Genomic DNA, 15,078 nt, shown 5'->3' with positions numbered 1-15,078 from the left:
GGAGACAGACGAGCTAAAAAAGAACAGGTGGCTGTTATGGCAAAGCTATTTGATGTAGAAGAAAAGGAATTGATGACTTTATGGCTTGCAAGTCAGATTAATGAATTATTAAAAAGCAATAAATATGTAATTGAAGCCTTAGAGTTAGTATTAAAAACCCATAAAGAGCTGACAGAATAGAGTATTTGTTATGCTGACATTAGTATTAACAGTAAAAATAAAACCAAACCAACAATTGAAGATTGTTTTTTAAACAAATCCAAAGTGCCAATGTTATTATCAAGATAAAATAACTGAATCAACCTTATTTCTAGTTAAATTACTCAATGCTGCATACCAAACTAAATAGACCAAAAATTTCTGATGATCTTCTTTTAAGGCCACATCTGATTCGCAAACTAGAAGATAGCAGTCATTTACCACTTATTTTAGTCTCGGCACCTGCTGGTTATGGTAAGAGCATCCTTATTAGTCAATGGCTTGAAAAGCATGAAACAAAATACTGTTGGTTAGCACTAAATCAGGCAATGAGTGATTCAACTTTGTTCCTGACTTATTTCATCGAAAGCCTTGAAAGATGCTGTGCAGTTAATTGGGCAGACCTAAAAGATTTGGCTCAACAATACCATTTTCTTGCATGGGAAACAATAATCGATTTAATTATTAATAAAATTAATACTTTTAACGAATACGCCCGGCTGATTTTGGATGACTATCATTTAATCCGGAATCAGGAAATCCATCAGTTAATCAACGCCATTCTTAAGGAAAATATCAATAATTTTCAACTGGTCCTCATTACCCGTCGTGATCCGCCACTTCAATTCAGACAATTGCGACTCTATCAAAAGTTGCTGGAAATAAGGATGCATGAGCTCCGATTTAATAATAATGAAATTGGAGAACTTCTTAAAATGAAGCCCACGTTTAATTTCAGTCAAGATGAAGTTAACGAACTTTTGTTCCGAGCCGAGGGCTGGATAATGGGTATCAGGATGATGCTCCTGGCAAAGCCGGCTCCATACAAGGAGGGTAGAAAAGGATCTCTCGATTATGTGACGAATGATCTGGATATTCTCATCGATCATATTGGTGATAATTTTAGTCCGGAGTTTTTCAGACAAATGCAACTCTGCTCGCTCTGCGAACAATTCAACAAGGAGCTTATCGATTCAATATTCAGCTTTTCTCTCAACGAATCAGGAGGGGCAAATAATTTCCTTGAACAATTAATAGATTCAAATCTTTTTCTTATTCCTACCGGAGATGAGTGTAGCTGGTTTCGCTTCCATCATCTATTTGGAGATGTTCTGAAAAGGCGATTGAAGATAAAAGAACCTAAACTCATTAATCCACTTTACATTCATATAAGTTCTTGGTTTGCAGGCAAGGGACTAATTGATGAAGCTATTCATTATGCGATTTTGGCTGAAAATTACAATAGGGCTGGCAATCTGATTGTAGAGCATACTACCTCAAAATTTGAGTTAGGCGAATGGTGGGTTGTGAAGAGATGGATAGAAAATATTCCTGAGGAAATACGAATGAGCAATATAGATTTGCTGCTAATAGAATTGTATTTCTGTCAGGAAACTTATGAAGTTAAGGAATTTTCTTTTTTATTAGATACGCTTGAGTCCGTTGGTGTTAAAAACTCTAGCAAAAAGAATCAATCTCTTTACCTATATCATTTGGGCTATTATTTAACCTATATTAGCCCCAACCCTGAAAAAGCCTTAGAATGCCTGGAACAATCCAAAGCTTTGTATCATGACGAAACAGGTATGTTTGGCGGGCGCAGAGAATTAATAACAGCAAACACAAGACAAATGTTGGGGAGGTCAACTTTGGCTTTGAAACTCCTTAATGAGCATGATAAAAACTTTCAGTACGGTTCTGTTATGCATATGCGTTCATTGCATGCCAGGATATATGTTCATTTACAATCCGGAAATTTTAAAGAATCAGAGGTTGAATCTGAAAAATTCCACTTTATTGCCAAGAAGGGTGAATTGAAAATTATGAGAGCGTGGAGTTTGTATTTGCTTGGCAATAGTGCATTTCAAACAGCAAATTTGGACAAGGCTTCTCAATCACTTAGAGAGGTTATAAGCTATGACAAGGTTTTTAATTATAGGGTATATTTTGATGCCTTGGCAGGATTAGTTTTGTCGCATTCTCTAAAGGGAGATGCCAAAGAAGCTGATTCAATGCAGCTTACAATGGAACAGATATCTGAAAAATTTAAAAATCCAAAGTTTCAGACCTATGCACGTTCTGTAAAAGCAAGGGTTAATCTGCATAAAGGATTGGGAAAAATGGAGTTGGAATGGGCTCAAATGAATTGGCTAAATCAAGTTCAAGGACTGTATGTGTTCATGATGGATGTACCTGAACTTACCAAAATAAGAATCATTGTAAACCATGGTTCTATATTACAAGTTGAAGAGGCGCTTTGTGTTCTTTCAGAGGTAGAAGCTTTTCTGAATGAGGTACATAACAATTATCACACTATTGAAATTGAGCTTCTGAAGGCAATGGCGCTAGTCCGGATTGGTAGAAAAGAAGATGCTAAAGCGTCTCTTAATAAAGCTTTAACACTTGCTGAACAGAACGATAATATTCGACCAATTATTGAAGCACACCATATTATGCCATCCTTATTCGATCTGGTCAATCAATCCCCGAATTTTCGCAGACTCTTATACAGAATAGGTTTAAATACTTCAAATTCTGAGTTACCGCCTGTCTCAAATGCTGCATCTGATGAATTATCCCTTCGTGAGCAGCAAGTCATTCAGCTAATTGCAACCGGTCTGCGAAATAAGGAAATTGCGGATGAGTTAAACATCTCTGTTGTTACAGTAAAGAGTCATCTAACCCATATCTATCGTAAACTCGACGTTCCCAATCGAACTTCCATGCTCAATAAAGTAAAGAGTATGGCAATTTTTTCCTAGTAATCATACCTTTTTACGACTTTTAGACGATGCATTGCGCTTTTGTGTTGTCGTACCTTGTGCTGCGTTAAAGTATTATTAAAAATGCCATGACTAGCTTTTACAAAAAACTAATTATTGGCGTTGTAACTGTGATGTAATATGAGAGAGGAAATGTTTGCTCAAGAGAAAACCATACCTAATAATGCAGCCATTTATCAGATAAGATTAAAGGGTACGATCACCACTACGCTGATACAAATGACTGATGACATGCAAGTGCGGCAGGAGACTGACTCTGACATCATTAGCCTTATTGGCTGGTTGCCAGATCAGTCGGCGCTAATGGGGCTATTAAATACCTTACATGATATTCACTTTACGATCAAATCCGTTCAAATAATAAAACAATAGATATCAACTAAACTTTTTACTATGAAAAGAATAATTTTTGCCTTATTTATTACAGCTCTTATTTTTACGAGCTGTCAGCAAACAGCTACTAAAAAAGCTGCCGATCCGAATCAGGAATTTGATGTGGTCATTTTAAATGGCCGGGTAATGGACCCCGAAACCAATTTCGATGGCATTCGGAATGTTGGTATTAAGGATGGTAAAATTGCCATTATCACCGAAAGTGAAATCAAAGGTAAAGAAACTATTGATGCTACTGGTCATGTAGTTGCTCCCGGTTTTATTGATGGTCACCAGCATTGCTTGGAGCCTTATATGTATCGCCTAATGCTTCGCGATGGTCGTACTACCATTATGGATTTGGAAGTTGGAGCCTATGGGCCCAAATTAGATGAGTGGTATAAACGCCGTGAAGGGAAGGCTCCTTTAAATTATGGAGTGGCCGTTGCTCATGAGTTGGCACGTGCAGCTGTACTCGATGGTTTCAATGAGTGGGAATACTTTTATACAATGGATGCTTTAAAATCCCGTGTAAAACAAGGTTGGTCGAAAACAAGACCTAATCTGGAGCAAGGAAACGAAATTTTAGCACAGATGGATGAAGGTTTGCGTCAGGGAGGTATTGGCATCGGTTCTACGGTGGGTTATATGCGCGAGGGTGTGTCAACACGTGAAATTTATGAATTGCAAAAATTAGCCGGCGCCTATGGCCGTCAAATAGGTATGCATTTTAGAGGAACTCCGGGTAACGATGTGGCCGAGGTAAATGGTATACAGGAAATGTTGGCCAATGCGGCAGCCCTGGGCGCGCCAGCTATTGCCATCCATTTCAATAATCCCGGATACAATTTGGTACACGAATTATTGGTTAAAATGCGTGAACGCGGCTACAATGTATGGGGCGAAGTATATCCTTATGCTGCAGGTTCTACCGCTTTAAATGCCGTTTTTCTTGAGCCCGATGTTTGGGTAAAATCTTTAGGTAACAAATACGAAGAAACCGTGCAAGATGTAGCAACTGGCGAATTCTATACTCAGAAAAGCCGTGAGGAAATGTTGAAAAAAGAACCCACCAGAGCTGTTATCGTTTACAAAATGCCAGTGGAAGCCATTGTTGACTGGCTAAAAATGCCAAAGGTGGCCATTGGTAGCGATGGTATGCCTTTAATTCCTGATACGGGTCTGACCAGAAATACACCTTTTGAAGACATGCCAAATGTCCATCCCCGAACTTCTGGTGCATTTGCGAAAGCTTTGCGCTTAGGCCAGGACAATAACGTTCCATTAATGCAATTGGTTTCTATGACCAGTTACAATAGCGCCAAACCTTTGGGTGAAATGGGTTTAAAAGCCATGCAGGTGCGTGGTCGTATGCAGGAAGGTATGGTGGCTGACATCACCATCTTCAGTCCTGAGAATGTAAAAGACAATGCAACCTATGCGAAGGGAACCGCGCCATCGTCCGGAATTCCATACGTTTTAGTGAATGGAGTTATTGTTGTAAAAGATTCTGAATGCATGCCCGACAATGTTAATCCGGGGCAAGCTATCCGTTTCGAGCCTATAGCAGAGAGTAAACTTGTGCCTTTGAATATTGATAGTTGGCAAAAAGAATTTTATACTGTTCCTCAGGACTTTGGTGGAGCAGGCTTAAAATGCTGCGACTTTGCTGATGCAGAAGGACATAAACACTAAAGTCACCGAACAGTGAGTCGATTTGAGGAATAATCGACTCACTGCTTATTTGCGCAGTTATCCACAGATACTGCCATACTATCACAAATAAAAACAAAATGATAATGAGACTTACCTCACCCTTAAAAATTAATAGTCGGCGAATTGACAATTTCAGTATTGTGAGCCTGTTATTCCTGCTGTTTTTTTTACCAGTTACAGTGTCCTCACAAGAAGCCGATTCCCTAAGAAAAGAGAATCAACTACTCAAAGAGCGGCTAAACCGGATGGATGAACTGGAAATGCGAATTGCAGAACTGGAGGGAGACAAGCAAAAAGTGCAGGAAAAACTAGCGCCTGAACGGGCAGGCAACACTACTGCTTCACAAATGGTGGACATTCCTAAATCTGAATTAAGAGAATCACACCAGTTATTAACCGGTAGTGAACTGGTGGAAGATAATTTTCCGGCTTCGTGGCCTATGTTTGGCTCTGAATACCGCATGAAAATTGGCGGCAGGGTTAAACTGGATATGCTGTATGACATTAATGGATCAGGGGACCGATATCAGTTTTTAATGTCTCAAATACCAGCGGAAGGATCACCTGAAGATGCCAACCGTGGTTACTTTAATATGTTCGCTCGCGAATCAAGGATTAACTTCGACATGCGCCGTACAACTCCGGGCAAAGTACCCTTGAATATTTTTATTGAAGGGGATTTCTGGTCAAGTACCGGCAGCTCATACTTTCGCTTAAGACATGCCTACATTGTTGCCGGCAATTTCATTTTCGGGCAAACATGGACAACAACGTCTATTATGGAGTCGATCCCTAATTTAATTGATTTTGCCGCCGGTGATGCCTTATATGGTGGAAGAGCAACTCAAGTAAAGTACCAGAACCGTATTAACGATAAATGGAAGTGGGCACTGGGATTAGAGATGATGGATTATATAGGCATAGATAATGCCTTTAACCACCCAGGCAGCTCAAGCCTCGGCCTGCCTGCTTTAGCTGGACGCTTAGATTACAGCTGGAAAACAGGAATGGTTGCTTTGGGTGTAAATCTTGCCCAAATGCGCTGGGATGGAGGAGATAGTCTTTACACTACAGCCACGCAGTTAGCTGCTGTAATTGGAGGACGCCAGTATATCGGCAAAGACTTTTTTACCTTTAATGTGGCGCTAGGCATGGGTTCCGGAGATAATATTATGGCCCTCACGGGAAGTAATTCCAATGCAATCCTTACTCCTGATGGCGAGCTTGAAACCATGCCTGCTGCAGCAATTGTACTTGGTTATGTCCATAAATGGAACGACAAATTTACCACGAATGCATCCCTGGCTTATACTGCACTCGATCCGTCAGTATACCGCGCTCCTGAATCGATGAAAGCAGCAGCTATTGCGCACATAAATCTTATTTATCAGGCAACCGAGCGTTTTTATACGGGCATTGAATATATGTGGGGCGAACGCAGAAATAAAAACAGTGATTTTGGGCGTGCAAATCGCTTACAGGCCATGGTAAAATTTGATTTTTAATAGCGCAATTATTTAACAAGAACTATAAACAAAAACATTTTTTTGATTTAAATCAACCCTTATGAAAAGAAGAAAACTTATTACACTAGCTGTCTTTGTATCTCTTGCTGCAGCAGCAGTACCTTTGCTGTCCTTCAACATTGGAAAAGGAGAACAAATGAAAAATTCCAAAAAATTAAGAGTCTCCTATGTTGGTTTTTTCCATGAAACCAACACCTACCTCACCGAAGGTATGGGCGAAACCACGCTCGACAGAATGCGCACATTCCGGGGCGATCAGATCAGGAATCAGTTGAAAGGGACAGCCATTGGCGGGGCTGTGGATGTGTGCGAAGAAAAAGGCTGGGAGCTGCTTCCGGGTGTCTTGTACTATATAGACTGGTGCTTTAGCACGGTGAACGATCAGGCCTGGAAAGATGCCAAAAAGGAGATCCTGGACACACTGAAATCACAGTTACCCATAGACATCGTCTACCTTGGTGTTCACGGTGCCGGCATGGTGAACAGCACGCCCGATCTGGAAGGAGACTTAGCGGAGTCGGTCAGAGAAATAGTCGGAAAGGAGACGATGATCGTCTGGAGCGGCGACCTGCATGGCAAGATCACAGAGAAAATGAAGGACAATATGAATTTCTTCAGTGCCTGCAAAGAATATCCTCACATGGATATGAATGCCTGCGCACGTGATGCGATGTATCGTGGCGCTGCAATCCTGGCAGGAGAATCGCATCCTACCGCCGCCTATCGCAAAGTGCCACTGATGATGGGGATGAGTAATACCGAAGAGGAGGGCACTTTTGCAAATCGATTGAAAGAAAAGTGCATTGAAATAGAAAAGCGGCCCGGTGTTATTAACTGCTCTGCTATGCATGGTTTCCCTTACCAGGACAGCGACTTTTGTGGCGTGTTCCCGATGGTTACTACCGAAAATAACCCCAAACTGGCGGAAGAACTGGTAGACGAACTCGCGCAGTGGATATGGGATCACCGGAAAGAGTCCATCCTACCATTAGAAACTTTGGATAAAACTATGGGCACTGTGCTGGCCACGCTCGAAAAGGACGGCCACTATGTACGTAAACAACCCACAAAAGGCGATATCATCGACCATACACCTATCGTGATAGGAGACGCTGCGGATAATCCCGGTGGCGGAGCCGGAGGTGGCGGCACCCACCTGCTGAAGGCCCTTATGGAGACCAAAGGCCTGGGAAAAGTCGCTTTCATGTCCATACACGATCCAGAAACTGCAAAGGCAGCAGCCGCTGCCGGTGTCGGAGCAACAATCGATGTGAGCCTCGGTGGCAAATTTGAGAAATTGGCGGGAGAACCGATCAAGACCAAAGCCTATGTCAAGTCCATTTCGGATGGGAATGAGGTCGTTCGTGGAGGGACCGCTTTCAACGGCCCATTCCAGCTTGGCCCTACCGTTAGGTTGGTCATCGAAGCGGAGAATACGGTGGATGTCATCGTTATTTCCGGCCTATGCCAGACCTATGATGATACGCAGGGACGGCCTCATGGCATCATCATTCAGGAATATGACGTTATAGGTGTTAAAAGCGGGATGCACTTTCGGGCGTTCTATAAAAACTTTACCGACAAAATACTGATTGCTGATGTTCCCGGAACCACTAGTCGCGATATTACACTTTTCGAGCACACCCAGCTAACATATCCTATCTACCCTCTAAACGAAAACGCAACTTTTAGTATAGGAGATTAATATAAATCGATAATTATTAATATTTAAAAGAAAAGAAATATGAAAAGAAGCATGAAACTATTATTTGCTGTAATAATCTCGGCATTATTTGCAGTTCAGCCAACATTTGCTCAAAAACAAAATGTTGAAGCTATTTCTCAGAAGATTGAGAAAATTTCGGAGGGGCTGGTTGGCCGCATTGGTGTGGCCGCACAGGAAATTGGCTCTAAGGAGATAATCACAGTAAACGGCGATGAACAGTTTGTAATGGCGAGCACCTATAAAGTAGCCATTGCCGTCGCCTTGCTGGACCGTATCGATAAAGGTGAACTTAAACTTACCGATTTAATTGATGTTGAACAAGAAACCATGGTTACAGGTGACGGTGCTATCGCAGTGAACTTCGTGCACCCTGGCATTAAGTTATCGGTAGCCAATTTAATTGAACCAATGATAACCTTAAGTGACAATACCGCGACGGACGCCTGTCTAAAACTAGCGGGTGGTCCGGAAGCAGTAACGAAAATGATGCAAAGTATTGGAATAACAGATTTACGAGTTGATCGATATACCAGCGAAATTTTAAGGGACTTCTATGGTTTACACGACAAGGCTTATGCATCCGTTCTTGCAGAGGCCCTTGCCAAAGATCCAACACTGGCGGCAAAGCAACCACTTCGAAACCTTAAGTTCGAACAAGAAGACCCACGTGATCAGTGCTCACCAAATACCATGTTACAATTGCTGTTGGCTATCGACAGCGGAAAGGCCTTGAGTGAGGAAAGCCGCGAATTCCTGCTTGCTACAATGTCGCGCACTCGTACAGGTAATGGAAGGCTAAAAGGTCTTTTACCAAGGCGAACCCCGGTTGCCCATAAAACAGGAACGATTGGTGGTGTTGCTAATGACGTGGGGTATGTAACGCTACCCGACGGCCGACGTTTTGCTATCGTGGTATTCACCAAAAGCAGTACAACCTCGGAAGCTGATCGTGATCGGGCCATTGCTGAAGTTACCCGGACTTTATTCGACTTCTATTATTTAAAGTCACAAGACAAATAAACTTTATCGCGCCTAACAATTGGTTACAGCGGACAGCGCCATGAGTCACCACTGAACCAAAGCCTTAGGCACTCAAATAAACTAGACTCAATGATTAATTTTTAAAAGAATAGAAAGATGAATAGAAAGATGAAACTATTATTTACTGTAATAATCTCGGCATTATTTGCAGTTCAACCAGCATTTGCTCAGAAAAAGCAGCAGTCCAAAAAAACAATGACAAAGCAGGAGGGGCAGGCAGCCTTCGATGCGGTTGTCGCCGAAACTGCTGAACTGATCAAGGAAATGAACATCCCGGGGCTTGCTGTCGGTGTCATCTACGGAGACAACTCCTACAGCGCCGGACTCGGTGTCACCAAGGTAGGCACCGACGAGGCCGTTACCCCCGCTACGCAATTTCAAATTGGCTCTGTGACAAAAACCTTCCTTTCAACGGTGGCCATGCAGCAGTCCGAACAGGGCATTCTGGATTTGAACGCGCGTGTCGTGGACATTCTGCCTTGGTGGAGGGTTTCGGATCCCGACGCGACGTCGAAAGCGCGGGTCGTTGACCTGTTCCACCATCGCGCTGGCTGGTATGGCGACCATGGGTTCCTTCGTGTTCCTCCGGGTGGGTCGATCAGCGAGAAGGTCATGCTCCAGGCGGCTTACGTCGAGCAGATCTATCCGTTCGATCAAACCTGGATGTACAACAACACCAGTATCACCTTCGCTACCCATGTGGTGTCGCATGTCGGAGGAAAGCCGATCGAGACACTGATCGAAGAGCAACTGTTAGCACCACTCGGCATGGATGCGTCATCCTTTAATTACGAAACCACCCCTCCGGCTAAAAATTACGCATGGGGTCATCCACCGATCTACGGGGAAGGCAGCATCAGTGATCTCAAGCCGTACTACATTCCCATGATAAGAGAGTCCGCTGCCTCCGGCGGGATCCGGTCTACGGTTACCGATATGCTGAAATACGCCCGCTTTCAGCTGGACGGTAAGGACGCCTCCGGGAACCAGCTGTTATCTAAAAAAGCACTGGACTATGCCCACGCTCCGGCAGTCGAGGCTGAGGCTGGCGACTTTACCGGGCTGACATGGTTTGTCCACGACTACGACGGGGTCACCAGCCCCAGCCACGGGGGGAATTGGCCAGGCACGCGTTCTTTTCTTCAGTTGATCCCTGATCACAACTTTGCAGTGGTGGTTTTGGTACACAGCGATCGCGGAGTCGAGGCCTACAAAAAAGTTGCGAACGCAATGGTTAAAGCCTTCACGAAAATCGAGGCCAAGTCTCCGGTTGCAGCTGGCGTTGATCCCTCTGTGCTCGACCCCTTTGTTGGCGTCTTCAAGGGCAATTCCCAAAACATCGAGATCCGCAAAGAGGGAGACAAATATATATATGTCCAGTCCTCCTTATTGACCAAGGGAGCAGATCCAGCGCCGGCCAATGTGGCCAACACAGCCGAGGGCTATTTTATCATCACCGAAGGCCCAAACAAAGGATCTCTTGGTGAATTGCTCAAAGATCCGTCTGGAGAACTCAACTACGTGCGATTCAACCACCGGATCTTCATTCGGGGTGAAGGGGCGGTCGACGAATTCCCGGTCTCCGGATCGGTATTTGACAAATAGCCGGGTCGGCTAGGATAAGCGTCTTTTGCATCGTCAAAGGTTTCCTTTGACGATGCTTGGCGTTTTATCATAAAGGTTGGCATGGCCGCTCATAAAGATGACTTAACATCAGGCAGATTTAAATCTTTATTTACCAGCTTGACCAAAGGTTATAGCTATCAGGTTGAATTTAAATCTACACCGGTAAAAATTAGCTTTGGTTTACGGGAACGACTGATTCACCACAGCTAAAAGCCGGGATGTTATCTGTTAATGATGCTGACGAGCGTATGTTTGCCATTGAACAGATACCCCCTAGGGGAAACTTTGCCATTATGCTCGGGGTATGTATTTACCGGATTTGGTTTGGCGATATAATATTTACAGGCCTTACGCTATGCTGGCATTTACGGGAGTAGGAAAAGCATAAGACTTTGCTTTTTATATTGTATTTAGAAGTTCTTGGTTTTGATTTTAACACTAAATAATATTTTTTCACCTTGGATAAACAATTTTTAAGTAAAAATAAAAGAAGAACATGGATTTCAATTGTTCTTTTGGGAATAGCATTTAATGGGTTTTCTCAGCAATTTAACTCCGACAACTACCTGGCAATGCCACATGGCACAGGAACTTTTGTTATCACCGGTGGTGAACGTAATTCAACATTGTTAATGTCGTTTGCCTTAATAGACCGGTTTGAGTTTTTTGCCCAGGGTAATTTGTTCCGGGATTATAGAATAAAAGACTACAACCAGCATTTCACCACTACCTTATACGCCAAATACATGTTTTGGGTCAACCGAAAAAACAACGGTGGTGGAGCAGTATTCCTTGGCTTTGGTCAGGCACCCGGCAATTACACCAATACTGAGTATACACAAATGCATCGTAACATATGGACTGCCGTACCGGTTACCGTACCACTATTTAACAATGTTATTTCGTGGGATCTTATGCCGGGCGCCTTGTTCGATTACGAAAGAGGCCCTGATAAAGAAAAGGCCTGGGGTTTTACCTGGAGTTCCCGTTTGGCTATTTACAAAATCATTCCTAAAACAGCCATTGTGGGAGAGCTTTTTGGAACAGAAGGCCAGGCCTATTCAAAACCCGAATTCAAAGTGGGCTTGCGCTGGGAACCTAACGATTTTATTGTACCTGCCATTTCGTATGGAGCATGCCTGGATGGTTCAAATGGGGCTGGTTTCGAGATTGGGGTTGTTATTTTCACACCTCAATATTTAACTAAAGAATATATAAAGAGTAATAAAATGAACTTTTAATCTACTATATTGTGAGATATGTAAACTGCACAGAAAAAGTCAAATGGCTTTATTGGATTTATGCTTTATTGATTGTTTTCCCTGGCTTACTTAATGGGCAAAATGTGAACGATTCTCTTGAAAATGATTTAACGCCTTATGATCTAATGTCCAGCTATTATGAAAATAACTTTCACCCTTTCAAAAAGAAAAACATATACGTGGGGCTAGCATTTTCTCTTGAAGATAAAAAACTGGAAAACACCGATTACTTAGTGCAGCAAGTAATTGAAGGTGAAAAGTTGGATTATAACATTGTGGCTAAAGTAGGTTATTATACCGGAAATTATGGTATGGCTGGTATTAACTTCAATTACTATCAAACACATTTTGAAGGAAGCCTTTTCAGAGATCCGGATACCTTACAATCAAATTCAATTACCAGAGGATTTGCTATAACTCCACATTTTAGGTCTTCGGTACCTTTAACTAAAAATGAGAGGTTAAGTTTTTTTACCGATATAGGCGTTTCATTTGGCATGGCCAACAGTTTAAAACGCGAAATTAAATACAACGATGAAATACAAAAGCAATATGGCACCGATTATTTATTTGGTGTTGGCATAAGCCCCGGAGTTACATTTTTTGCCATGGAAAATTTTGCTTTTGAAATACAATTAAATGTATTGGGTTATAGTCTGAAAGTTTCAGAAAATAGCATAAATGATGACCCTTCATCAAGAGAAATACGCCAGAATGTAGATTTTAATATCAACATATTATCGCTGGAATTGGGCTTAGCCTATTATTTTGGTTCTAATAAATAATATTTACATAGAATGAAAAAAAATATACTTACAATAGTATTCCCTTTACTTGCAATTGTGCTAATACAATCATGTATAAAGGAAGATTATTTTGGTCTTTCCCCTTATGGCAATATTAAAGACATTGTGGTTAGCAACCAGGCAAGCAACGCCAAAATATTAACTGATAGCAATAAAGTGATTGTAGAAATTCCGGGAGGCGTTGATTTATCAGAAATTCAGATACAGTCTATTAATCTTTCTTCTTTTGCAGAGTCAGATAAGAAAGTCGGTGATATTTTAGACTTAAATACACCACAGAATATTACTATCACAGCTGAAGATGGAAGTATACACCTTTGGGAAGTGGAGTCATTTGTTGCGTCAGTAACCCCTCAGCTTGCCAACGGAGACTTTAGCTTGTGGTACAAAACAGCGTCTGATTATTATGAGCCGGGCGAAAATGCCTCAAACACCATTTGGGGAACAGGCAACCAGGGAACCCAAATATTAAATAAATTGGCAACCATTCCCGAAGATCTGGGAGCAGATAATCTGGCTGCCAAAATGATTACCCTTGACAATGGTAAATTAGCAGGCACATTTGGCGCACCCATTTCGGCAGGCTCCATTTTTACAGGTGTGTTTAATCCAGATAATATCGACCCGTCTAATCCACAAGCAGCCATCGAATTTGGTACTCCTTTTGTTGGAAGACCCGAAAAAATAAGGTTAAAATACTCTTATGTACCCGGCGACGAAAATAAAGACAAAACCGGAAACATTCTTGATTACCCAGATGCTTGCGATATCTATGCTTTGTTAGAAATTAGACTGGGCGGAAAAACTGAACGATTGGCTACAGCCTGGGTACGAAGTTCTGAAACACAAGAAGCTTTAACCACACTTGAAATTCCATTTATTTATGGAGAGTTGGATAATTCTTATCCTGATTATATGTTACCCAGTGACCACGGCTTTGTAAGTGCCGATTCGGCATCATTTGTTTTGCCTACACACATAACATTTGTGGCGTCATCGAGTTTCGATGGAGCAAATTTTGCCGGAGCAATTGGAAGCACTTTAATTATTGATGATGTGGAGATGATATATGATTAAACTTATTAGCTCTATTCTAATTAACAGTTGACAATATCTATCGCCGCGTATCTTGCTTGTTTCCAAGGCTCTACGTGCTTATTGAAAAAGTTTTGAATGTATTATGTGATTTATAGCTTCATCAGCCTGCCATAAGTCATTGATAAACATTAATTAACAACCCATCAATCATTAATTAGAATACAGCCAACTTATTTAATAAAATTGCACCTCCTATAGGATAATTTATTATTTTTAAAGTGCTAATTGTCAAGGGCATAATGTTTTTAATTATGCCCAATATATATTCCAATTCATTAAAAATGAGCCTCCTATCGGGGCTTTTCGTGTTTGTAGCATTTTGTGGTTTTACTATTTATTGCGTTATTCTTTGTTTTGTTCCTTGCAATACGCTGGTAATATGGTGGTATTCTCATAGTATTACCTGCTTTTCTCAAAAGCAGTCTCCTTTTTCATCAAAATATCTCAAAACAGCCTCCAAAATCCCTCATACTTCGGCAAGTTGGCAACAATTTTTTGGAAGCTTGACTAACCACATAAAAAGCCCTCTTCATTTTCCTCAATATTCAAAAAAGCGTTTAAAATATTGTCTTAAAGTCCTCAAAAGCAGTCTGCATAAGCTAAAAAGTATTAAAAAGCCTTCAAAAGCAGTTGAAATATACTCTACAAGTCTGCTTTACTCAATATTTCAGGTGCTTGTCTGTCGAACAGGCAGGCGTTATCGCTCATTTTTTAACCCAAATCCAACGCTATGATTGTACGCAGAACCATATTGAAACAGGATTTGGTAAAGAAACTTTACCCTGATAGTGTATCGGTTGATGCAGCCATGCAGCAATTAAGAAGAGATATTGAACTGTGTCCGAAATTGAAAGAGCAGATAGCAAATACCGGGCAAACCAAACGCCATTACTATAACAAACAACAACTTCTCTTAATCTTGGA

General features: G+C 41.7%; 12 protein-coding genes. All 12 read left to right on the top strand.

The window, feature by feature from the left end; all coding sequences use genetic code 11:
* The coding region (locus KEM10_RS22685) for a hypothetical protein (RefSeq protein ID WP_212220265.1) at positions 1-180 on the top strand (180 nt) is incomplete at its 5' end.
* 146 nt (positions 181-326) lie between these two features.
* Positions 327-2,960, top strand: a complete 2,634-nt coding sequence (locus tag KEM10_RS24830) for a LuxR C-terminal-related transcriptional regulator (RefSeq protein ID WP_212220262.1) — start codon at positions 327-329, stop codon at positions 2,958-2,960.
* 141 nt (positions 2,961-3,101) lie between these two features.
* Positions 3,102-3,353: a hypothetical protein gene (locus KEM10_RS22675; protein ID WP_212220258.1), complete on the top strand. Its 252-nt coding sequence runs from the start codon at positions 3,102-3,104 to the stop codon at positions 3,351-3,353.
* A 21-nt stretch (positions 3,354-3,374) separates the two neighbouring features.
* Positions 3,375-5,048, top strand: coding sequence for an amidohydrolase family protein (locus KEM10_RS22670; RefSeq protein ID WP_212220255.1), 1,674 nt, complete (start codon positions 3,375-3,377; stop codon positions 5,046-5,048).
* A gap of 104 nt (positions 5,049-5,152) precedes the next feature.
* On the top strand, positions 5,153-6,574 hold the full coding sequence (locus tag KEM10_RS22665; protein WP_212220252.1) for a DcaP family trimeric outer membrane transporter: 1,422 nt from the start codon (positions 5,153-5,155) through the stop codon (positions 6,572-6,574).
* A gap of 61 nt (positions 6,575-6,635) precedes the next feature.
* Positions 6,636-8,300, top strand: coding sequence for a M81 family metallopeptidase (locus KEM10_RS22660; protein ID WP_212220249.1), 1,665 nt, complete (start codon positions 6,636-6,638; stop codon positions 8,298-8,300).
* 39 nt (positions 8,301-8,339) lie between these two features.
* The gene (gene bla, locus KEM10_RS22655) at positions 8,340-9,341 is read left to right on the top strand and encodes a class A beta-lactamase (protein WP_212220246.1); all 1,002 of its coding nucleotides are present in this window, start codon (positions 8,340-8,342) and stop codon (positions 9,339-9,341) included.
* A gap of 117 nt (positions 9,342-9,458) precedes the next feature.
* Positions 9,459-10,967, top strand: coding sequence for a serine hydrolase domain-containing protein (locus tag KEM10_RS22650; protein WP_212220243.1), 1,509 nt, complete (start codon positions 9,459-9,461; stop codon positions 10,965-10,967).
* Positions 10,968-11,446: 479 nt separating this feature from the next.
* Positions 11,447-12,229, top strand: a complete 783-nt coding sequence (locus KEM10_RS22645; protein WP_212220240.1) for a hypothetical protein — start codon at positions 11,447-11,449, stop codon at positions 12,227-12,229.
* 11 nt (positions 12,230-12,240) lie between these two features.
* Positions 12,241-13,035 carry a hypothetical protein gene (locus KEM10_RS22640; protein WP_212220237.1) on the top strand — a complete coding sequence of 265 codons (795 nt, stop codon included), beginning with the start codon at positions 12,241-12,243 and terminating at the stop codon, positions 13,033-13,035.
* Between the two features lie 12 nt (positions 13,036-13,047).
* Positions 13,048-14,133: a PCMD domain-containing protein gene (locus KEM10_RS22635; RefSeq protein ID WP_212220234.1), complete on the top strand. Its 1,086-nt coding sequence runs from the start codon at positions 13,048-13,050 to the stop codon at positions 14,131-14,133.
* A 751-nt stretch (positions 14,134-14,884) separates the two neighbouring features.
* Positions 14,885-15,078 (top strand): DUF4248 domain-containing protein (locus KEM10_RS22630; RefSeq protein ID WP_212220231.1); only part of this gene is annotated, 194 nt, incomplete at its 3' end.

Source organism: Carboxylicivirga linearis (genome assembly GCF_018271995.1).
Lineage (GTDB): Bacteria > Bacteroidota > Bacteroidia > Bacteroidales > Marinilabiliaceae > Carboxylicivirga > Carboxylicivirga linearis.
Note: the sequence above shows the minus strand (reverse complement) of the source record. Positions and strands in the feature narration are given on the sequence as shown.

Excerpts from the sequence above, each read along its gene's own strand:
- KEM10_RS22635 (WP_212220234.1), top strand. The coding sequence starts at position 13,048 with ATGAAAAAAAATATACTTACAATAGTATTCCCTTTACTTGCAATTGTG.
- KEM10_RS24830 (WP_212220262.1), top strand. The coding sequence starts at position 327 with ATGCTGCATACCAAACTAAATAGACCAAAAATTTCTGATGATCTTCTT.
- KEM10_RS22650 (WP_212220243.1), top strand. The coding sequence starts at position 9,459 with ATGAATAGAAAGATGAAACTATTATTTACTGTAATAATCTCGGCATTA.
- KEM10_RS22675 (WP_212220258.1), top strand. The coding sequence starts at position 3,102 with ATGAGAGAGGAAATGTTTGCTCAAGAGAAAACCATACCTAATAATGCA.
- KEM10_RS22660 (WP_212220249.1), top strand. The coding sequence starts at position 6,636 with ATGAAAAGAAGAAAACTTATTACACTAGCTGTCTTTGTATCTCTTGCT.
- bla (WP_212220246.1), top strand. The coding sequence starts at position 8,340 with ATGAAAAGAAGCATGAAACTATTATTTGCTGTAATAATCTCGGCATTA.
- KEM10_RS22665 (WP_212220252.1), top strand. The coding sequence starts at position 5,153 with ATGAGACTTACCTCACCCTTAAAAATTAATAGTCGGCGAATTGACAAT.
- KEM10_RS22670 (WP_212220255.1), top strand. The coding sequence starts at position 3,375 with ATGAAAAGAATAATTTTTGCCTTATTTATTACAGCTCTTATTTTTACG.